The organism is Vibrio sp. ZF57 (assembly GCF_001691235.1).
GTDB classification, from domain to species: domain Bacteria; phylum Pseudomonadota; class Gammaproteobacteria; order Enterobacterales; family Vibrionaceae; genus Vibrio; species Vibrio crassostreae_C.
Genome location: NZ_MAKD01000051.1, coordinates 49,728 through 70,403, shown reverse-complemented (window position 1 = coordinate 70,403; position 20,676 = coordinate 49,728). Strand labels below are relative to the sequence as shown.

Annotated in this window: 19 protein-coding genes; 3 read left to right on the top strand and 16 right to left on the bottom strand. The window is 45.0% G+C overall.

Features of this window, described 5'->3' with window-relative positions:
* Positions 1-6 precede the first annotated feature (6 nt).
* From A6D97_RS05625 to yceD, 15 genes are all read right to left on the bottom strand, one after another.
* Positions 7-411: a hypothetical protein gene (locus tag A6D97_RS05625; RefSeq protein WP_017062144.1), complete on the bottom strand. Its 405-nt coding sequence runs from the start codon at positions 409-411 to the stop codon at positions 7-9.
* A gap of 229 nt (positions 412-640) precedes the next feature.
* On the bottom strand, positions 641-2,071 hold the full coding sequence (ptsG, locus tag A6D97_RS05620) for a PTS glucose transporter subunit IIBC (protein WP_017062145.1): 1,431 nt from the start codon (positions 2,069-2,071) through the stop codon (positions 641-643).
* A gap of 445 nt (positions 2,072-2,516) precedes the next feature.
* On the bottom strand, positions 2,517-3,284 hold the full coding sequence (locus A6D97_RS05615; protein WP_065583977.1) for a YchF/TatD family DNA exonuclease: 768 nt from the start codon (positions 3,282-3,284) through the stop codon (positions 2,517-2,519).
* Positions 3,275-4,240 carry a DNA polymerase III subunit delta' gene (locus A6D97_RS05610; protein WP_065583976.1) on the bottom strand — a complete coding sequence of 322 codons (966 nt, stop codon included), beginning with the start codon at positions 4,238-4,240 and terminating at the stop codon, positions 3,275-3,277. The genes A6D97_RS05615 and A6D97_RS05610 overlap by 10 nt, the downstream gene beginning before the upstream one ends.
* A 6-nt stretch (positions 4,241-4,246) precedes the next feature.
* Entirely contained in the window at positions 4,247-4,879 is a 633-nt protein-coding gene (gene tmk / locus A6D97_RS05605; protein ID WP_017062148.1) for a dTMP kinase, read from the bottom strand.
* Positions 4,880-4,889: 10 nt separating this feature from the next.
* Positions 4,890-5,906, bottom strand: coding sequence for an endolytic transglycosylase MltG (gene mltG / locus A6D97_RS05600; protein WP_017062149.1), 1,017 nt, complete (start codon positions 5,904-5,906; stop codon positions 4,890-4,892).
* Complete coding sequence (gene pabC, locus A6D97_RS05595) at positions 5,903-6,781, bottom strand: aminodeoxychorismate lyase (protein WP_065583975.1); 879 nt, start codon at positions 6,779-6,781, stop codon at positions 5,903-5,905. The genes mltG and pabC overlap by 4 nt, the downstream gene beginning before the upstream one ends.
* Before the next feature lie 104 nt (positions 6,782-6,885).
* A complete protein-coding gene (fabF, locus tag A6D97_RS05590; protein WP_010437291.1) occupies positions 6,886-8,130 on the bottom strand; it encodes a beta-ketoacyl-ACP synthase II in 1,245 nt (414 codons plus the stop codon).
* 93 nt (positions 8,131-8,223) lie between these two features.
* Complete coding sequence (gene acpP / locus A6D97_RS05585) at positions 8,224-8,457, bottom strand: acyl carrier protein (RefSeq protein WP_004737381.1); 234 nt, start codon at positions 8,455-8,457, stop codon at positions 8,224-8,226.
* 166 nt (positions 8,458-8,623) lie between these two features.
* Complete coding sequence (gene fabG / locus A6D97_RS05580; RefSeq protein ID WP_065583983.1) at positions 8,624-9,358, bottom strand: 3-oxoacyl-ACP reductase FabG; 735 nt, start codon at positions 9,356-9,358, stop codon at positions 8,624-8,626.
* A gap of 25 nt (positions 9,359-9,383) precedes the next feature.
* The gene (fabD, locus tag A6D97_RS05575; RefSeq protein WP_017063479.1) at positions 9,384-10,307 is read right to left on the bottom strand and encodes an ACP S-malonyltransferase; all 924 of its coding nucleotides are present in this window, start codon (positions 10,305-10,307) and stop codon (positions 9,384-9,386) included.
* Between the two features lie 80 nt (positions 10,308-10,387).
* Positions 10,388-11,338, bottom strand: coding sequence for a beta-ketoacyl-ACP synthase III (locus tag A6D97_RS05570; protein ID WP_017054985.1), 951 nt, complete (start codon positions 11,336-11,338; stop codon positions 10,388-10,390).
* Between the two features lie 5 nt (positions 11,339-11,343).
* Complete coding sequence (plsX, locus tag A6D97_RS05565) at positions 11,344-12,369, bottom strand: phosphate acyltransferase PlsX (RefSeq protein ID WP_017062152.1); 1,026 nt, start codon at positions 12,367-12,369, stop codon at positions 11,344-11,346.
* A 9-nt stretch (positions 12,370-12,378) separates the two neighbouring features.
* A complete protein-coding gene (gene rpmF, locus A6D97_RS05560) occupies positions 12,379-12,549 on the bottom strand; it encodes a 50S ribosomal protein L32 (RefSeq protein WP_004737376.1) in 171 nt (56 codons plus the stop codon).
* A 35-nt stretch (positions 12,550-12,584) separates the two neighbouring features.
* Positions 12,585-13,112 carry a 23S rRNA accumulation protein YceD gene (yceD, locus tag A6D97_RS05555; protein ID WP_017062153.1) on the bottom strand — a complete coding sequence of 176 codons (528 nt, stop codon included), beginning with the start codon at positions 13,110-13,112 and terminating at the stop codon, positions 12,585-12,587.
* A gap of 149 nt (positions 13,113-13,261) precedes the next feature.
* Between yceD and A6D97_RS05550 the strand changes: the two genes are divergently transcribed.
* Positions 13,262-13,843, top strand: a complete 582-nt coding sequence (locus tag A6D97_RS05550) for a nucleoside triphosphate pyrophosphatase (protein WP_017067204.1) — start codon at positions 13,262-13,264, stop codon at positions 13,841-13,843.
* A gap of 286 nt (positions 13,844-14,129) precedes the next feature.
* On the opposite strand, the gene rluC is transcribed toward A6D97_RS05550, so the two are convergent.
* Complete coding sequence (gene rluC, locus A6D97_RS05545) at positions 14,130-15,074, bottom strand: 23S rRNA pseudouridine(955/2504/2580) synthase RluC (RefSeq protein WP_017054981.1); 945 nt, start codon at positions 15,072-15,074, stop codon at positions 14,130-14,132.
* A gap of 618 nt (positions 15,075-15,692) precedes the next feature.
* Here rluC and rne point away from each other — a divergent pair.
* Together rne and A6D97_RS05535 are read left to right on the top strand one after the other, a co-directional pair.
* Positions 15,693-18,860, top strand: a complete 3,168-nt coding sequence (gene rne / locus A6D97_RS05540) for a ribonuclease E (protein WP_065583974.1) — start codon at positions 15,693-15,695, stop codon at positions 18,858-18,860.
* A gap of 258 nt (positions 18,861-19,118) precedes the next feature.
* On the top strand, positions 19,119-20,666 hold the full coding sequence (locus tag A6D97_RS05535) for a SulP family inorganic anion transporter (protein ID WP_017063477.1): 1,548 nt from the start codon (positions 19,119-19,121) through the stop codon (positions 20,664-20,666).
* Positions 20,667-20,676 lie beyond the last annotated feature (10 nt).

Here is a 20,676-nt window from a genome sequence, read left to right as displayed (position 1 = left end):
TTCAGGTTAGAACTTATAGGTAACACCTAAAGCGCCGCCCACTTGCAACTCAACACCTTTATACATATCGAGTTCAGGGTGAACTTGAGCGTAAGCATTCCAACCTTCGTAGAAATTCACTTTCACGCCTAACGGCAAGCGTAAGCCAAAGTCGTCATTCCATTCAGCCCAAGCACCAGCACCGACGTACCAGCTCAACGGAGCTTCAGTCTCGAACTGACCACGCTTCAAAATGTAATCAAAGGCAGCGCCGTCATTGCCAATCGTAGCACGGTATTTCTGATCAAATTCCACAACGACACTCAGGTCTTGGTCAATGGCGAGTCCCACTTCCAAAGCTGGAGCTTCAGAAGCTTGAGCAAACGAGGCTCCGCTGCAGCACATAAGGCCGATCAAGTAACGATGTTTCATAATATTCTCAGACTGTATTTAAAAAACGGAAGTCTACTGGAATCTCAGCAAAAGGTGTCATCGCTGGGTAAAAGATAAAAGACACGAAAAATTTGGGAACGACCATCAAATGATCGAGTTGAATGATAAGTACCTGAGTTAATGGAGATTAAGCACAATAGATCTTTCATAGAGCAGAAAACAAAAAAGGAGGCCTTTCGGCCTCCTTTCAATTTATTGAATCAGAGAATTAACCGTTGTTACGGATCCACTCATCCATGTCTGTCTTAAGGTTGTCAGACTTAGTACCGAAGATAGCTTGTACGCCACCCGCTACTACTACAACACCTGCAGCGCCTAGTTTCTTCAGCTTGTCTTGGTCAACAAGAGCTGTATCAGCTACTGCAACACGTAGACGAGTAATACAAGCGTCAAGACCAGTGATGTTCGCTTTGCCACCGAATGCAGCAACTAGCTCACCAGCAAGTTCAGAACCAGTCGCAACTGACTCTTCTTCAGTCTCGTCTTCACGGCCTGGAGTTTTAAGGTCTAGAGCTTTAATCACAGTGCGGAATACGATGTAGTAAATTGCAGCGTAAGCAATACCACATACAACCATTAGGCCCATCTTAGACGCGTTGCCAGATAGAACTAGGAAGTCGATTAGACCGTGTGAGAAAGATGTACCGTGTACAAAACCTAGAGTGTTCGCAAGAACGTATGCAGAACCAGCTAGTAGAGCGTGGATTGCGTACAGTACTGGAGCAACGAATAGGAAAGAGAATTCGATTGGTTCAGTGATACCCGTTAGGAATGAAGTCAACGCAGCAGAAGCCATGATGCCCATTACTTTAGCGCGGTTTTCAGGCTTAGCTGAGTGTGCAATCGCGATTGCAGCAGCAGGTAGACCGAACATCTTGAACATGTAACCACCAGCTAGCTGACCGAAGCCATTGCCCGCTGCACGAGATGCGTCATCAGCAACTAAGTAACAAGTAAGAACACCGTTTTGAGTTTCGCCAGCAGCGTTTACACAAGTACCAGCTTCAAAGAAGAAAGGTACGTTCCAAACGTGGTGAAGACCAAATGGAATTAGAGAACGCTCAACGATACCGTAGATACCAAACGCCACTTGTGGGTTTTGGTGAGCAGCCCAATCAGAGAACGCAGAGATAGCGCCGCCAACTGGTGGCCATACTACAGATAGTAGGATTGCTAGACCAATCGCAGAGAAACCTGTGATGATTGGCACAGCACGCTTACCAGCGAAGAAGCCAAGGTACTCTGGTAGTTGAATACGGAAGAAACGGTTGAATGCCCAAGCAGCAACACCACCGACTAGGATACCACCTAGTACACCAGTATCGATTTTATCAACGCCCATTACACCAGCCATTACGCCAAGTGTAGCAGTCATGATGCCGTAACCAACGATAGCAGCTAGACCCGCTACACCATCGTTGTTAGTAAAGCCAAGTGCAACACCTACTGCGAACAGTAGTGCCATTTGACCGAATACTGAACCACCAGCTTGTTCCATTAAGTTTGAAACGATTTCTGGAATGAAAGGAAGATCTGCTGCACCGACACCTAGCAAAATACCCGCAACTGGTAAAACTGATACTGGAAGCATCAGAGACTTACCAACTTTCTGCAGGCTAGCAAAAAGGTTCTTAAACATGTTTATGCTCCTGATAAAGATAAAATAATTATATTGGGTTCTAACGGCACACCCCCGTAGCCTATATGTTAGCACCCTGCGAAAATGTAACCATGTATTGCATTATATTTTCTGCCGCTAAATATATATTGATGGGGAACTAACTTTCTAGTCACTTACGAAATTTAGTTTCAAAACACGTCTTGGATCACATGTCAAATCTAGAAATGCAATGCTTTACAAGTGTTTAATGCATTGAAATATATAAGTATTTTTCAAGAGCCCTATTATTTTACTGGGTAAATAAAATAGGAGCGAATGTTATTTTTAGTAACAAAATTACAAATGTTATAATTAGCGCTCTCAAGTTCAACATAATTCGTAAACATTAAAAAAAAACGTATTTTTGGTGATCAAAAACACAAAAAGGGAGCTTTTGCTCCCTTTTATTTGTTTACTTAGATTTTTATCGCAAAAAAAGTTTTTGGTAATTTTTGGTCATTTGTTCGGCAACCTCTTTCATCGACACACCTTTTAATTGCGCAATGTAGGCCGCCACTTCGACGACATATGCAGGCTGATTCTGCTTTCCACGATATGGAATGGGCGCCAAGTATGGAGAATCCGTCTCGATCAGCAACCTGTTTAGCGGTAGGTTTTTAACAACTTCTTTAAGTTCTGTAGCCTGCTTAAAGGTCACAATGCCTGAAATTGAGATATAGAAACCTAGTTCCATTGCTGCTTCTGCGAATGCTTGATCTTCGGTAAAGCAGTGAATCACACCGCCACACTTCTCAGCTCCGCCATCACGTAAAATAGCTAATGTGTCTTCACGTGCGTTACGAGTGTGAATGATCAAAGGTTTATTCAGCTCAACGGCTAACTCAACATGCTGCTTAAATCGTAGCTGTTGCAGCTCCGCCGTCTCTGGTTGGTAGTGATAATCTAAACCTGTCTCTCCAATCGCCACAACCTTAGGGTTGCTCGCGTATTCACGCATTGTCTCTAGGCTGAAATCACTTTCAACATCGAGAGGGTGAACGCCACAAGAGGCTTTAACGTTATCAAACGGCGAGATCATCTCGAGCATATTTTCAAACGAATCGAGTGTCACACCGACAGAAAGCAATTGGTCTACATTAGCAGCCTTCGCCTTGTTAACCACATCTTCTACGCTGGTGTGTAAATCTTGGTAATCCAGTTTGTCTAAATGACAGTGGGAATCTACGAACATGTTTCCTCGCAAGTGGCTATCAGCCAATTCATTATGAGTAGCTCCGTATTGAGCCCAGGGTGTTGCTTTAACTGCTCAATCAATGTCAGCAGTTTATTCGATGCTGCATAAGCACTTTGATAAGACATCGCCTCACACAGTGCTTTCGCACTCGGAGTGAAAGCCTGATTCGCCAAACCAAAATGCAGCTTCTGTACATCTGACAATAGATGCCAAAGCCAGCCAAGTTGAATCAAAGGGTCTTTGCTAAGCTCTGTAGAGAACTTTAGCATGTCAGGTTGAGTGCCTTTTATCACATTCACAAAGCCATCGAGCGCTTTTGTTGAAGCTTCAACGCCACCTTGCTCAAACATCGCTTTTGCTTTTAAAGGCGCGTTGTCATTGAGTGCTAAAATATACTGCGATACCGCTTTGCCCACTTCACCATCTAACCACGCTGATGCTGTCTCTAACTGCGGACTAACCACATTGAATTGCTGACAACGGCTAATAATAGTCGGCATTAAGCGATTACTGTTACGAGTAGACAGAATGAAGATGCACTTGCTTGATGGCTCTTCCAGAGTTTTCAATAGTGCGTTGGAAGCCGATTCGTTCATTGCTTCAGCAGGGTTAAGCAAAATAACGCGCAAACCACCTAACTGAGAAGACTCTTGAGCCCAGCGGTTACTGGCACGCACTTGATCAACCGTGATCGACTTACCTTCTTTCTCGGGTGAGATCACATGAAAATCAGGATGACTGCCCGACTTCATTAACTCACAGCTGTGGCAAAACCCGCACGACTCGCTTTCATAGTTCGTGCACATCAATGCGTCGGTAAGTTGGCTAATCAAAGCATCAACGCCGAGCCCTTCCGGTGCATTAACAATCACAGAGTTAGGAAAACGCTCCGCATCGAGACTTTTTTTCCACTCACTCCATACCGGTGTGAGCCAAGAATACACTTCAGCCATGACTACCTACTGTTTGTCGAGCCAAGCAGTTAGCGCGACTTTAATATCAGCGGCTACTTGCTCAATTTCTTGCTGCGCGTTAATCACAAGTACAGAATCATCTTGTTCTGCAATTTCTAGATAGCGCTCACGCGTGCGGTCGAAAAATGAGATGTCCATCTTTTCAATTCTATCAAGCTCACCACGGCCTCTAGCACGCTCTAGCCCTACTCTAGGGTCTAGGTCCAAATATAGCGTTAGATCGGGTTTAAAGCCGCCTAGCGTGGTTGCTTTCAGTGATTCCATAGTCGTGCGCGCGATCTGGCGACCACCACCTTGGTATGCCTGTGAAGACATATCATGACGATCACCCAATACCCATTGACCATTGGCGAGTGCCGGCTTGATGACGTTCTCGACTAATTGAACACGTGCTGCATACATCAACAGCAATTCAGTCATGTCTTGAAGCTTCTCGCCTTCGTGCTCTTCTTTAACCAATGAACGCATCTTTTCAGCTAAGACAGTACCACCCGGCTCGCGAGTATTAACAATATCTTCAACACCCGATGCTTTTAATGTCTCAACGATGGCATTGATTGCTGTGCTTTTGCCAGCGCCTTCAAGGCCTTCAACCACGATAAATTTCGACTGATTCATAATTATTTCTTTATCTGTTTTTTCTTAATTGCTTTAAGTAAGCTCGCACTGCACGGTTATGCTCAGTCAAACTCTTTGAAAATACGTGACCACCTGTTCCACTCGCAACGAAATACAAGTAGTTGCTCTTCTCTGGATTCAACGCCGCGTTGATAGACGCTTTGCCTGCCATAGCGATAGGTGTCGGTGGCAAGCCACTCATTGTATAGGTGTTGTAAGGCGTTGGCGTGCGTAAGTCTTTCTTACGGATGTTGCCATCGTAGCTGTCACCCATGCCATAGATAACCGTTGGGTCAGTTTGCAAACGCATACGCTTGTTTAGACGGTTAACAAACACAGAAGAAACACGCTCACGTTCTGACGCAACAGCGGTCTCTTTCTCAATGATAGATGCAAGAATTAACGCTTCGTATGGCGATTTAAGAGGCAGCTTATCCGCTCGATTTTCCCACTCTTCATTCACCACGCTCATTAGGTCTCGATGCGCGCGCTTCAACAAATCTAAATCAGTGGTGCCGTAGGTGTAGTGATACGTTTCTGCTAAGAAGAGACCTTCTAGCTTTTCGTTTTCAATACCCAACTTTTCAGCGATCTCTTTTTCAGAAACGCCATCCAATGTCTGTTGAATGAATTCGTTGTCTTTTAGCTGAACAAGCCATTCGTCAAAACGACTGCCTTCAACAAAGGTAATAGTAAACTGGTGTTCTTTCCCTTCTACAAGCACCTGTAGCGCTTGCTCTAAGGTTAAACCCGGTTCAAGCAGGAAAGTACCCGCTTTTACGTCTACAAGCTCAGGATGTAACTTACGGATTAATTTCTCGTAAGGAGAAGCCTCAAACAGCCCCTCGTTAATCAACTGGGCTAGAACGCGGTTAAAGCTGCTACCTGAAGCAACAGTCACGACTTGTGGTTTTTCTAATTGAATAACTTGTTTCAGGTTATCTTGCGCTTGGTTGTAAACATAAAAACCAGCAGCACCGGCTGCAATTAAGCACAAGATAATAAAAATAAATAACTTTTTGATCACGAGTTTAGTTGTCCTTGAAGGCTACGAGTAACGGTTCCAATGTTAAATTGGGTATCACTAATACGGGTAACTGGGGCAACCCCTAAAATGGAGTTTGTCATGAAAACCTCATCAGCTTGCATGAGTTGAGATAAGCAGTAGTCACTAATTGTAACGGAAAGTTCAGCCTGATTCAGCGCGGTTAACACTTGCTTACGCATAACCCCCGCGACACCACTTTGAGTGAGTTGAGGTGTGTATATCGACTGACCTTTGCGCCAGAACAGATTGGCCATGGTGGTTTCAATCACATTGCCCGATATATCAAGAACCACACCATCCACTTCATTAGCTTGATCCATTTCATCTTTCATCAAAATCTGCTCAAGGCGATTATTGTGCTTATGGCCAGCCAGTAGTGGGCTCAAACCTAGCGCTTGATGGCAGATACCGAGTTCAACACCGGAGTCTTGCCACGCTGAATAATGGCTTGGGTAATCAAAGGTACTGATGGTGATTGTCGGCTTGGCGATATTCTTGGTACTGTAGCCACGCCCACCCGCTCCACGACTAACGTGCAGCTTGATCCCTGCTTTTTGATTATGAGGCTTGTTGGCGTTATGGAGCTTCTTTGAACCATCAAGGCTCTTTGTGCCATGAAGAGCGTTATGTTGGATGTGTTGAAGCGCAGTATCGAGCCAAAGACTAACAACATCCCAATCAAGAGCAGAAATGCGTAGTGCTTTAAGGCACTCGTCGACACGGTGCTGATGATCGTGAAGATGTTGTATCTCACCATCACTCACGAGCATTGTCGTAAAACAGCCGTCTCCGTACTGAAACGAGCGATCCAAAATATCGATAGTTTGCTGGCTTTCTCCATCAACCCAAAACATGTTTTTCCCCATAAAAAGAAACGGCTCAATGCTAAAGCATCAAGCCGTTTAAAAACAAGTCTAATTGTGACTATCTACGAGTGTTTACGTCTTTAATAAGATGATTAAATCTTTTTGAAGATCAAACAGCCGTTTGTACCACCGAAACCGAATGAGTTACATGCAGCATATTCCATGTTGCTAACTTCACGCGCAGTGTGAGGTACTAAGTCAATATCTAAGCCTTCTTCAGGATCATCTAGGTTGATTGTTGGTGGAACAATTTGGTCAACCAGAGACATAGCCGTGATGATAGCTTCAGCAGAACCAGCAGCACCTAGAAGGTGGCCTGTCATTGATTTCGTAGAAGAAACCAATACTTGCTTGCTGCCTGCTTCGCCAAGAGCACGCTTGATGCCCTTAACTTCCGCTACGTCACCTGCAGGAGTCGAAGTACCGTGTGCGTTTACATAACCGATTTGTTCACCAGTAATGCCAGCATCACGCATAGCCGCTTCCATTGCTAGTGCGCCACCTGAGCCATCTTCACTTGGAGATGTCATGTGGTAAGCGTCACCCGACATACCGAAGCCAACTAGCTCACAGTAAATCTTAGCGCCACGAGCTTTCGCATGTTCGTACTCTTCAAGAACCATCATGCCTGCACCGTCGCCAAGAACGAAGCCATCACGGCCTTTGTCCCATGGACGAGAAGCTTTTTGAGGCTCATCGTTACGAGTAGAAAGTGCTTTAGCCGCACCAAAACCGCCCATACCTAGTGGAGTTGATGCTTTTTCAGCACCACCCGCTAGCATTGCGTCTGCATCGCCGTATGCAATCATACGAGCCGCGTGACCAATGTTATGTAGGCCAGTCGTACATGCAGTAGAAATCGCGATGTTTGGACCGCGTAGGCCACGCATGATAGACATGTGACCAGCAATCATATTCACGATCGTCGACGGTACGAAGAACGGGCTGATCTTACGAGGGCCTTTTTCAGTTAGAGCTTGGTGACCGGCTTCGATCAAACCAAGACCACCAATACCAGAACCGATAGCAACACCCACACGTGGAGCGTTTTCTTCAGTAATAGTTAGGGCTGAATCATCTAAAGCTTGAATACCTGCTGCGACGCCGTACTGGATGAACAAGTCCATCTTACGAGCATCTTTTTTAGTCATATACTCTTCGCAGTTAAAGTCTTTAACTAGACCTGCAAAACGAGTTGAGAAATTGGTTGCATCAAAATGATCGATATTAACGATACCACTTTGACCAGCTAGCAGGGCTTTCCAAGAAGATTCTACAGTGTTGCCTACCGGTGACAACATACCCATGCCAGTGACAACTACACGACGCTTGGACACGATTTTACACTCCGGGGATTGAGGTGATTTAAGATGAGGATAGATGAGTTAGATAAAACACAGGCGGTCGAGGTGACCGCCTGGGAGAGATTATTACTGAGCGCTAGTTACGTAATCGATAGCTGCTTGAACAGTAGTAATTTTCTCAGCTTCTTCATCTGGGATTTCAGTGTCAAATTCTTCTTCTAGAGCCATTACTAGCTCTACTGTGTCTAGAGAATCTGCACCTAGGTCATCAACGAAAGAAGCTTCGTTTTTAACTTCAGCTTCGTCTACACCTAGCTGTTCAACAATGATTTTCTTTACGCGTTCTTCGAGGTTGCTCATTTTTTCTTTTCCTTTACAGAGTTCGCTTTATGCGATGTTTTCCGTAGTTTATTCAATCTATTGAAAGTTGCAAGGTCAACTTTTCTGGTCAAACCACAATTTTCACGATTTTAACCGAAATTACGTATGATCTTGACTTAAATCATGCACAAATGTTGCACATAATTTACACCATGTACATACCGCCATTGACGTGAAGTGTTTCACCTGTGATATAAGCTGCCGCAGGTGACGCCAAAAATACCACAGCTTCAGCGATTTCGCGAGGGTCACCTAGTCGACCTGCTGGTACATTCGCCAAAGTTGCTGCACGTTGGTCATCATTTAGCGCTTTAGTCATGTCAGTTTCGATGAAACCAGGAGCTACAGTGTTCACTGTAACGCCACGAGACGCAACTTCACGAGCCATTGATTTAGTAAAACCAATTACGCCTGCTTTTGCAGCTGCGTAGTTAGCTTGACCAGCGTTACCCATAGTACCTACTACAGAACCAACGTTTACGATACGGCCTTGACGCTTCTTCATCATGCCACGCAATACGGCTTTAGACATGCGGAAGATAGGCGTTAGGTTAGTATCGATGATGTCATTCCATTCGTCGTCTTTCATACGCATCAGTAGGTTATCACGAGTGATACCTGCGTTGTTAACTAGAATGTCAATCGCACCGAATTCATCGTTGATGGTTTTCAGTGTAGCAGCAATTGAGTCAGTATCCGTTACATTAAGAGCAAGACCTTTACCGTTCTCACCAAGGTACTCGCTGATTGCAGTTGCGCCGCCTTCAGATGTCGCAGTACCGATAACTTTAGCACCACGCTCAACTAAAAGTTCAGCGATTGCACGACCGATGCCACGGCTTGCGCCTGTAACTAGTGCAACTTTGCCTTCTAAATTCATCATAACTTCTCTATTAAGTGGTTATTTACTTAGCAGCTTCTAGTGATGCAGTGTCATTAACTGCAGCAGCTGTCATAGTTTTTACGATTCGTTTTGTTAGACCAGTAAGAACTTTACCAGGGCCTAATTCAAGTAGCTTCTCAACGCCTTGCTCATTCATCGCTTGTACGCCTTCAGTCCAACGAACTGGGCTGTACAGCTGACGAACAAGTGCGTCTTTAATTTTTGCAGGATCTGTTTCAGCGATAACATCAACGTTATTGATAACAGGCAATGCTGGCGTGTTGAACTCTAGAGCTTCTAGAGCCACCGCTAGCTTGTCTGCTGCTGGCTTCATCAGTGCACAGTGAGACGGCACAGAAACAGGTAGCGGAAGTGCACGCTTAGCGCCCGCTTCTTTACAAAGTGCACCAGCACGCTCTACTGCCGCTTTGTTACCCGCGATAACAACTTGGCCAGGAGAGTTAAAGTTAACTGGAGACACAACTTCGTCTTGCGCAGCTTCTTCACACGCTTTAGCAATCGCTTCATCGTCTAGACCGATGATTGCGTACATTGCACCAACACCTGCAGGAACCGCTTCTTGCATCAGTTGACCACGTAGTTCAACCAGCTTGATCGCTTCTTTAAAGTCGATAACGCCGGCACATACAAGAGCAGAATATTCACCTAGGCTGTGACCTGCTAGATTTACAGGTTGCTCTAGGCCAAGCTCTTGCCATACACGCCAAATTGCAACAGACGCTGTTAATAGAGCCGGTTGAGTGCGAAAAGTTTCATTTAGATTTTCTACAGGACCATCTTGAACCAATGCCCATAGATCGTAACCAAGTGCTTCTGAAGCTTCAGCAAATGTCTTTTTAACAACATCATACTGTTCGCCTAGGTCAGCAAGCATACCGATAGCTTGAGAGCCTTGGCCTGGGAATACGATAGCAAATTTGCTCATTGTAATTTTCCTTTAAGCAAAGCAAAAAATTGAATAAGGCACATAAGTTATGTGCCTTGTTTGTTGATTATCGCTTAGGGTTAGAATTTAACTAACGCAGAACCCCAAGTGAAGCCGCCGCCAAATGCTTCAAGTAGAAGCGTTTGACCACGTTTAATTCGCCCGTCGCGAACAGCCTCATCTAGGGCCGTTGGTACGGTAGCTGCCGACGTATTGCCGTGCTTATCAAGAGTAATCACTACTTGATCAAGCGACATCGTCAGCTTTTTAGCGGTTGCCGAGATAATACGGTAGTTCGCTTGGTGTGGAACTAACCAATCAAGCTCTGACTTATCCATATTGTTCGCCGCTAAGGTGTCTTTAACTAGCTTAGAAAGCTGAGTTACCGCCACTTTAAATACTTCGTTGCCCGCCATGTGCAGCCATTTGTCTGCATCACCGCCGCGCTCTGGTACTTCAAGGCTTAGAAGCTCACCGTATTTACCATCAGAGTAAATATGAGTAGACAAAATACCTGGCTCTTCGCTTGCGCCTACAACCACCGCGCCTGCTGCATCACCAAATAGGATGATAGTAGAGCGGTCAGTCGGATCACAGGTTTTTGACAGTGCATCAGCACCAATTACCAAAACGTTCTTACACATGCCAGTCTTGATGTGTTGATCAGCAACAGACAGTGCGTAGACAAAACCAGAACACGCTGCAGCCAAATCAAACGCAGGGCAGCCTTTGATACCAAGCTTGCCTTGTACCTGACATGCCGAAGACGGGAATGTGTGGCTACTGCTGGTTGTCGCAACGATGATTAAATCAATCTCTTCTTTGTCGATACCTGCCATTTCAATGGCATTTTCAGCAGCGTAAAACGCCATATCAGCAACGGTTTCGTTTTCCGCTGAAATACGACGCTCTTTAATACCCGTTCTAGCAACGATCCACTCATCGCTAGTCTCTACCATTTTCTCTAAGTCTGCGTTAGTACGCACCTGAGATGGCAAGTAGCTGCCAGTACCTAAAATTTTGCTATACATGAAGACTAATAATGCCTCTCGAGTAAAACCGCTTCCAAACGATCGCTAATGCGGCTGGGGACTTGTCGTTTGACCTCGTGTACTGCTTCACCAATCGCGTTGACGACTGCAGACACATCAGCACTTCCATGACTTTTAATGACAATGCCGCGCAATCCTAACAAACTTGCGCCGTTATACTGGTCGGGGTTCAAGGTTTTTAATTCAGTAAATAGCTCAGAAAACAGCATTCTGGCTATCCAACCCTTTATTGTTGAAGCCATCATGCGCGTTTTTAGCTTATCAATAAAGAGCTGAGCCGTACCTTCGCACGTTTTTAAGCAGACATTGCCCACAAAACCATCACATACGACGACATCAGCAGCATCTTGAAGTAATTGATTACCTTCAATATAGCCTATGAAGTTCACAGACTGAGTATTAGACAACATTTCAGCGCATCGTTTTACAAGGTCATTGCCTTTAATTTCTTCTGCACCGATATTCAAGATAGCGACACGTGGTGCGCGACCTAAATGTTGTTCTGCTAATGCACTGCCCATGACAGCAAACTGAAACAGTGAATCTGCGTCACTAGAAACGTTCGCCCCTAAATCAAGCATCCATGTGCGATTTCCGGATGCAGTAGGCAAAGCTGAAACCAATGCAGGCCTATCAATACCGGGAAGAAGCTTGAGTCTGAAACGGGATAAAGCCATCAGTGCGCCAGTGTTACCACCACTCACACAAGCATCAGCCTGTGATTCGGCAACCAGATCGATAGCGGCACGCATAGAGCTACCCTGACTATTACGTAAGGCTAGTGAAGGTTTTTCAGAATTGGAAATGACTCGATCACAATGCTGGATACTCAAACGAGAATCAGGCATTCGACCTAATGAAGATAATTGAGATGTGATCGCGTTTCGATCACCTATTAGAATGACTTTTAGCTCTGGGAAATACGACAGTGCCTGCACGGCGGCAGGCACTGTTACACGAGGACCGAAGTCCCCGCCCATTGCATCAAGCGCAACGGTTAGATTTTGCAAAGGTCAACCTTACTTGTTGATAACCTTTTTGCCGCGGTAGAAACCTTCGGCAGTCACGTTGTGACGTAGGTGAGTTTCACCTGAAGTTGCGTCTACAGAAAGTGCAGCTGTAGTTAGCGCATCGTGTGAACGACGCATGCCACGCATTGAACGTGATTTCTTGCTCTTTTGTACGGCCATTGACCCTACTCCTATGTAAATTCTTAAAGAAGCAATTACTTCTTTAAGCTTTTTAAAACATCAAATGGATTCGGCTTTTTGTCTTCCTCAATTTCTTCAGGAAGTTCACCAAACACCAAGTTATTTGAGTTAACGCTACATTTCGCATCGTCGTGCATTGCTATTTGTGGCAATCCAAGGATGAACTCGTCTTCAACTAATTGAATCAGGTCTAACTCACCGTACTCGTTCAGATCTACCAAATCGTACTCTTCCGGTGCTTCCTCTTCACTTTTCTCACTGTAAACAGGAGTATAAGTAAATTGGACATCGCACTCATGTGCGAAAACCTCATTACAACGTTGACACTCTAAATCGACTTCGACGTTAGCTTTACCAGAGATAACGACTAATCGTTGTTCATCAAGCCCAAATGACATTGAGACTTGCGCGTCACGTTTTACGCCTTCAGTTGCTTCAGTTAAACGCTTCAAAAGACTGACCTGGATGATACCATCCATATCGAGTCGTTTTTGAGCCGTTCTTGCCGGATCAACTGTACGCGGTATTTTTTCCTTTTGCATAGGGCGCGAATCTTATCTTCCAAATCGTGTTTAGTCAAAGGAAATGGCAAAAAAAATGTACTTTCCTGCCTTTCCTATTCAGAGCATTATGAATAGCAGGACAAGTTACGTTATCCTGAGATAAATGCTTCCTTGAATTGTAAATTAAAATGAGAAATTACCAACTAGTTTTAGCCTCTACATCACCATTTAGGCAAGAGATCCTCAAAAAACTACAGTTAAGCTTCATTACAGCCAAGCCAGACTGCGATGAAACGCCGCTTCCAGAAGAGACACCACAACAGTTAGTGATGCGTCTTGCTGAGACCAAAGCTAAGTCTTGTGTTGTGGAGCAACCTAGCTTAGTCATTGGTTCTGATCAGGTTTGCGTAATTGATGGAGAGATCATTGGTAAGCCTCACACTCGAGAAAAAGCGATCGAGCAGTTATCTCGTCAAAGCGGCAAGAGCATTACTTTTTATACTGGGCTTTCGGTTTGGAACAACGAAACCAATGAAGCTGACACGCGTCTCGACACCTTTGTAGTGCATTTCCGCGATTTAACTAAGCAACAGATCATTAGTTATGTTGAGAAAGAGCAGCCTTATTACTGCGCAGGTAGCTTTATGTGTGAAGGGTTAGGCATCGCGTTGTTTAAACAGATGGAAGGGAAAGACCCAAATACTTTGATCGGCTTACCGCTGATCGATCTAGTCGATATGTTAGAAGCGCAAGGAATGGGTGTACTATAACGGATACGCTCTCTTTGTTAGAGATCCCTACTCCTTCCTTCGTCAGTCTAGGGAATGGCGGAACACGCAATTTTATCTAACCAACTAATGATATAGAGCGTGATTTTAAAAAGTCGTCATCCTCAAGAGCGAGGAACGAGCGACTTGGGGATCTTCTACAACAGATGAAAACAAAAAAGGTTGACGATATTCGTCAACCTTTCTCATTTATGGATACTGAAGAACAAATTTAGAGGCACTCTATACCTTCGTATCTCGTATCTCGTATCTCGTATCTCGTATCTTCTTAAAGCTTACGTAAACCAGTTAGGGCTTTCTCTAGCCTTCTTTCCATTGGCGCCGAGATATCCATCTTCTCTTCACTACCTGGGTGTGTGAACTTGATGTTTGCTGCATGTAGGAACAGACGATCAAGACCAACCTTACCCGTGTAAGCGTCAAAACGACGATCACCGTAGCGATCATCCCAAGCAATTGGGTGACCAGTATACTGAGCGTGCACACGAATTTGGTGTGTTCGGCCTGTAATTGGGCTTGCTTGAATCAACGTCGCCTCTTGGAATTTTTCTAAAACCTTAAAACGGGTTTCAGAAGCTTTACCATTCGGGTTAACTCGAACAATGCTGTTCACTTCATTTTTCAACAAAGGTGCGTTGACGACTTTGCAGCTGTTCTTCCATTCGCCCATAACTAAAGCGAAGTAGTATTTTTGAACCGTTTTTTCACGGAACTGTGCTTGAAGGTGTCTTAGCGCCGAGCGCTTCTTAGCAACAAGCAAAATGCCAGACGTATCTCTATCGATACGGTGCACTAATTCAAGAAAACGAGCATCAGGGCGAAGAGCACGTAATGCTTCAATCGCGCCAAATTTTAATCCGCTACCACCATGAACAGCAGTGCCAGACGGTTTGTTAAGAATTAGCATGTGATCATCTTCATAAATGATGCACTGTTCTAATTCTGAAACCTTGTTGAGTTTCGTGCTCGGCACGTTCTCTTCTGTTTTCTCTTCAATAGTAACCGGAGGGATACGAACTAAATCGCCAGCTTTTAGTTTGTACTCAGCCTTAATGCGTTTTTTATTTACGCGGACTTCGCCTTTACGCACGATTCGGTAAATCATGCTTTTCGGGATGTTTTTTAATTGGTTGCGTAAGAAGTTATCAATACGCTGACCAGCCATATCTTCGTCAATGTCGACGAATTGGACTTGGGTTCTAATTTCGCTCATTGCGCTATTGTATCACTGTCACTTTTGATAATTGAGATTTTCTTAGCCCTATTCCGAACTTATTTATCCCTAATCCTTACCGATCTATCCCAAAATGGTCGCCGAAGTTCTATATTTCTTTGATTCTTCGAACAAAAAAGCACCAAGATTCCTGCAAATTAAAATATCAATTGATAAATTATTTATAGACAGTGAGTTAGAGCTATCAAAACCCAAACAAAAACTGTTTTTTTTACAGCATTCCGACAAAGCAGATTGCTGTGTTTACCGACCGCTGCTATAGTTCACAGCTGCTATCAGTGGTTTGACTATTATTTAAACAGCTAACCATTCATAAGCAAGTAAATGAGTAGATAACTCAGATTAGACAGTGCTGCAATCGGCGTAAGACACGGTCAACTGAGTTCCTTATCGCTCTACTCACGTACACTCATGTTGAGTATTCACCGCCACATCGCGGATCATAGGCTAACTCCCTATGATGACTGACGTGCCCCAGAGCATCCCTCTCCAGCCGGGAGGCTGCACCGATAAAGCCATGGGATCTGGCACCATGAGAAACGAAATAAAGCGATAAGAACAATGATGAAAATAAGAAAAGACAATGAGAATTTCTAAATGAAAAGAATGTTAATTAACGCAACTCAAAAAGAAGAGTTGCGTGTCGCTTTGGTTGATGGCCAACGACTGTTCGATCTAGATATCGAAAGTCCAGGTCACGAGTCAAAGAAAGCGAATATCTACAAAGGACGTATTACCCGTATTGAACCAAGCCTAGAAGCGGCATTCGTTGATTACGGCGCAGAACGTCACGGTTTCCTCCCTCTTAAAGAAATTGCCCGCGAATACTTCCCTGAAGGTTATACATACCAAGGCCGTCCTAGCATTAAAGAAGTGCTAAAAGAAGGCCAAGAAGTAATCGTACAAGTAGAGAAAGAAGAACGTGGTAGCAAAGGTGCTGCACTGACAACTTTCATCTCTTTGGCTGGTAGTTACTTAGTTCTTATGCCTAATAACCCTCGTGCTGGCGGTATTTCTCGTCGTATCGAAGGTGATGAACGCACTCAACTGAAAGCAGCATTAAGCACTCTTGAGCTTCCTCAAGGTATGGGCTTAATCGTGCGTACAGCGGGTGTTGGCAAAAGCGCAGAAGAGCTAGAGTGGGACCTGAATGTTCTATTGAACCATTGGGGCGCTATCAAGCAAGCTTCTGATTCAAATGCAGCTCCTTTCCTAATTCACCAAGAGAGTAACGTTATTGTTCGCGCAATTCGTGACTATCTACGTCGTGATATTGGCGAGATTCTAATCGACAGCAATACTATTTTTGAACGTGCACAAGCGCACATTCAATTAATACGCCCAGATTTCATGAATCGCGTTAAGAAATACGATGGTGAAGTGCCACTATTCAGCCATTACCAGATTGAAAGCCAGATCGAATCTGCTTTCCAACGTGAAGTTCGTCTTCCATCTGGTGGTTCTATCGTAATCGACCCAACAGAAGCACTGACTTCTATCGATATCAACTCTGCTCGTGCAACAAAGGGCGGCGATATTGAAGAAACAGCACTTAACACTAACCTAGAAGCTGCCGATGAAATTGCACGTCAATTACGTCTACGTGACCTAGGTGGTCTTGTTGTAATCGACTTTATCGATATGACCCCGGTTCGCCACCAACGCGAAGTAGAAAGCCGTCTACGTGATGCCGTTCGTTTAGATCGCGCACGTGTTCAGATTGGTCGTATTTCTCGCTTTGGTCTTCTAGAGATGTCTCGTCAACGTTTGAGCCCATCACTAGCAGAAGCAAGCCACCACATTTGTCCTCGTTGTACAGGTACTGGTGTTGTTCGTGATAACGAATCTCTAGCACTTTCTGTTCTACGTTTGATTGAAGAAGAAGCTCTAAAAGACAACACAGCACAAGTACTTGCTGTTGTGCCTGTTCCAATCGCTTCTTACCTTCTGAACGAAAAACGTCGCTCAGTAAACCACATCGAGAAGAACCAAGAAGTTAAGATCACTGTTGTTCCTAACTCAGACATGGAAACGCCGCATTTTGAGGTTATCCGTGTTCGTGAAGGTGAAGAGTTCGATCTACTATCTTACTTGCTGCCTAACAAGCTAGAAGCTCTAAAAGAAGCGGAAAGCAAAGAGCCTGCTGAACAGACTATTCGTCCTAAGAAGATCGAAGAACCTGCTCTGAAAGGCTTCGCAGCTCCTGCTCAATCAGCACCAACTCCTGCTCCAGCACCTAAAGCTGTAGAAGAGAAGAAAGCTGAACCAGCAGCGACTCAAGAACCAGGCCTAATTGGTCGTTTCTTCAAAGCTATCGGTAGCTTCTTATTTGGCTCTTCAACTCAAGAAGAGAAAAAAGAAGAAGAGAAGAAAGAAGAAGAAAAACCTAAAAACAATCGTAACAACGGCAACCGTCAACGCCGTGATCGTAACGATAACCGTCGTCGTAACCAACGTGGTGAGCGTGGCGAACAGCGTAACGACCGTGGTGAACGTGGTGACAATCGTAACGAAAACCGTGACAACAAACGCCGCCGTAAGCCAGCTCGTGATGAGAAGCCTGAAGAGCAAAAAGAAGCAGCTCCACAGCAAACTCGTCAGCCTCGCAAGCCTAAGCAAGACCGTCGCAACAAGCCACGTGATGAGCAGAAGCAACGCGAAGAGCAAGCACCATCTAAATTAGCAGAAGAAGGTCTACAGCTAGCAGCAGAAGCACAAGCTGGTAAACCGGAAGCGCCTAAGGCTAAACCTGAAGCGAAAGCAGCTAAGATTAAAGAGCGTCGTCAGCGTCGTAAACTGAACAAGCAAGTTCGTGTTAAAGACCAACAAGCTCAAGCTGAAGATAACGCTTCAAAAGAGCAGGTTGCTGCTAAAGAACTATCTGTTTCAAAAGAACAGTCAGTAGCTCAAGAGCAAAAAGTTGCGGAACAAGTAGAAGCAACTCAAGCGAATGCAGAGCAAACTGAACAGGAAGAGCCGAAACAACGTCGTAACCGTCGTTCTCCACGTCACCTACGTGCAAGTGGTCAACGTCGTCGTCGCGGTCGTGATCGTCGCCCTAACCCATTCCGCCTACGTAAAGGTGGTGTAGCTTCTCCAGAGATGGCTATGGGTAAAGTGATGCCTCGCTTCATTCCAAAACCTCACCACAAGCAGGCAAAGCCTGAAGTGGCTGAAGTTCAAGTAGCAGCTGAAGCTCAAACATCTGTTCAAGAGCAGAATGTTGCTCTAGAGACGGCACCACAAAGCAACGTAGCAATGACTGGCGGCTTCGCATGTCCAGAGCTTGCAATGGGTAAAGTTATCATCCGTCGTGAAGATGCTGCTGTTGAAGCTCAAGTAGCTGAGACTCCTGCTGCAGTTGAAGCTCCTGCAGTCGTTGAAGAAGCACCAGTGGTTGTTGAAACCGCGAAAGTTGAAGCTCCAGTGATTGCAGAAGCGACGAAAGTTGAAGCGCCTGTTGTAGCAGAAGCTGTGCAAGCAGAAACAACACCAGTTGTTGAAGCTGAAGCGCCTAAAGCTGAAAGTGCAAAAGTTGAAGAAGCACCTGTTGTTAAAGCAGAAGCTCCTAAAGCGGCACCAAAGGCAGCTGTTGCTAAGAAGCAAGCCGGTTCACCAATGACTAAAGCTCCTGGTCCTCAAGAGATCAAAGAGATTGAAGTGATTGCAGCTCCGTTCCGCACTGAACGTTTTGTATCGAAAGGTGCAGGCAGTCAGGCAGCGTCGAACAAAGCTGGCGCGGCGATGACTAAGCCAAACTACTAGTGATTACTGATAGGTAATCGCGAGTAAATAGAATCAAAGGCTGCTTATTAAAGCAGCCTTTTTCATATCTACTAATCGAATAAAAATTAACAGATATATTACTCAAAGTTAGGTTCAACCTTGAACTTAATCACATTTTTGGGTAGCATTCGCGCACTTATCTTTTCGACACTTCGCTATTGCCGCTCTTTTCCATCACTGTTTGGCTACGCAATACACCCGTGTCGGTAAATCCATCTTAAGCATAGCTGAGCAAACATGTTCGAATTCCCACAATTTTCAAAGCACTCTGTAAAGAATGACGTGCTTTCAGGTCTTACAGTAGCCCTGGCTCTGGTACCTGAAGCTGTAGCATTCGCCTTTGTTGCTGGCGTTGACCCAATGGTTGGTCTTTATGCAGCATTCATCGTAGGTTTAATCACTTCTGTCTTTGGCGGCCGTCCAGGTATGATTTCTGGCGCAACCGGCGCAATGGCCGTTGTAATGGTGAGCCTAGTGGCAACCCATGGTGTTCAATACCTATTCGCAGCCGTTATGCTGGCTGGCCTTCTGCAAATTGCAGCAGGTGTATTTAAACTAGGTAAATTTATCCGTATCGTTCCACACCCAGTAATGATTGGTTTCGTGAACGGTTTGGCCATTGTTATCTTCCTAGCTCAGCTTGGTCAGTTTAAAGCGCCAGACGTAACAGGTGCATTAACTTGGCTACCAAGCGGTCAAATGACACTCATGCTGGGTTTAGTAGCCCTTACAATGGCTATCATCCACTTCCTACCTAAGCTAACAACAGCGGTACCATCTTCACTGGTTGCTATTGTTACAGTAACGGCTTTGGTTGTCGGTCTTGACCTTGAAACTCGCACTGTTGTCGACTTCCTACGTACAATGTCTGGTGACGAAGCTGCAACGCTAGCGGGTTCTCTACCAACGTTCTCTATTCCTGCTGTTCCGTTTTCTTTTGAGACACTACAGATCATCCTACCGTACGCAATTATCCTTGCGGCTATCGGCCTGATCGAGTCTCTACTGACACTGACAGTACTAGATGAAATGACAAACACTCGTGGTCAATCTAACCGTGAATGTGTTGGTCAAGGTATGGCTAACGTAACGTGTTCTGTATTCGGTGCGATGGGTGGTTGTGCGATGATCGGTCAATCGATGATCAACGTAAACTCAGGTGGTCGTGGTCGTCTTTCAGGTATCGTCGCCGCAGTTGCACTACTGATGTTCATCCTGTTCGGTTCTGCACTGATTGAAATGATTCCTCTAGCAGCACTTGTGGGCGTAATGTTCATGGTTGTTATCGGCACATTTGAATGGGCAACCTTCAAGCTTGCGCGTCGCGTTCCTAAACAAGACTTCTTCGTTATCGTTCTTGTTACCGTAGTAACAGTACTGACTGATCTTGCTGTGGCAGTAGGTGTTGGTGTTGTCGCTTCTGCGCTAATGTTTGCTTGGCAACATGCTAAACACATCTACGCAGATACATCAGTAAACGCTGAAGGCTCAAAAGAGTACAAAGTTAACGGCCCAATCTTCTTTGGTTCAACGGCTAACTTCCTAGAGTTGTTTGACGCATACAACGATCCACAAGATGTAATCGTTGATTTCGCAAACTCACGCGTGACTGACCACTCTGCAATTGAAGCGATCGACACGATTGCTGACCGTTACGCGGCGCTAGGTAAAACACTTCACCTTCGCCACCTAAGCCAAGACTGTGTTGCTATGCTGCACAAAGCAGGTAGCTTAGTTGAAGCGAACGTTGCAGAAGACCCAATCTACAAAGTAATGTCTAAGTAATCTTAGCTGT

Coding starts and splice junctions, on each gene's coding strand:
- A6D97_RS05625 (WP_017062144.1), bottom strand. CDS start 411: ATGAAACATCGTTACTTGATCGGCCTTATGTGCTGCAGCGGAGCCTCG.
- ptsG (WP_017062145.1), bottom strand. CDS start 2,071: ATGTTTAAGAACCTTTTTGCTAGCCTGCAGAAAGTTGGTAAGTCTCTG.
- A6D97_RS05615 (WP_065583977.1), bottom strand. CDS start 3,284: ATGTTCGTAGATTCCCACTGTCATTTAGACAAACTGGATTACCAAGAT.
- A6D97_RS05610 (WP_065583976.1), bottom strand. CDS start 4,240: ATGGCTGAAGTGTATTCTTGGCTCACACCGGTATGGAGTGAGTGGAAA.
- tmk (WP_017062148.1), bottom strand. CDS start 4,879: ATGAATCAGTCGAAATTTATCGTGGTTGAAGGCCTTGAAGGCGCTGGC.
- pabC (WP_065583975.1), bottom strand. CDS start 6,781: ATGTTTTGGGTTGATGGAGAAAGCCAGCAAACTATCGATATTTTGGAT.
- acpP (WP_004737381.1), bottom strand. CDS start 8,457: ATGAGCAACCTCGAAGAACGCGTAAAGAAAATCATTGTTGAACAGCTA.
- fabG (WP_065583983.1), bottom strand. CDS start 9,358: ATGAATTTAGAAGGCAAAGTTGCACTAGTTACAGGCGCAAGCCGTGGC.
- fabD (WP_017063479.1), bottom strand. CDS start 10,307: ATGAGCAAATTTGCTATCGTATTCCCAGGCCAAGGCTCTCAAGCTATC.
- A6D97_RS05570 (WP_017054985.1), bottom strand. CDS start 11,338: ATGTATAGCAAAATTTTAGGTACTGGCAGCTACTTGCCATCTCAGGTG.
- rpmF (WP_004737376.1), bottom strand. CDS start 12,549: ATGGCCGTACAAAAGAGCAAGAAATCACGTTCAATGCGTGGCATGCGT.
- yceD (WP_017062153.1), bottom strand. CDS start 13,112: ATGCAAAAGGAAAAAATACCGCGTACAGTTGATCCGGCAAGAACGGCT.
- A6D97_RS05550 (WP_017067204.1), top strand. CDS start 13,262: ATGAGAAATTACCAACTAGTTTTAGCCTCTACATCACCATTTAGGCAA.
- rluC (WP_017054981.1), bottom strand. CDS start 15,074: ATGAGCGAAATTAGAACCCAAGTCCAATTCGTCGACATTGACGAAGAT.
- rne (WP_065583974.1), top strand. CDS start 15,693: ATGAAAAGAATGTTAATTAACGCAACTCAAAAAGAAGAGTTGCGTGTC.
- A6D97_RS05535 (WP_017063477.1), top strand. CDS start 19,119: ATGTTCGAATTCCCACAATTTTCAAAGCACTCTGTAAAGAATGACGTG.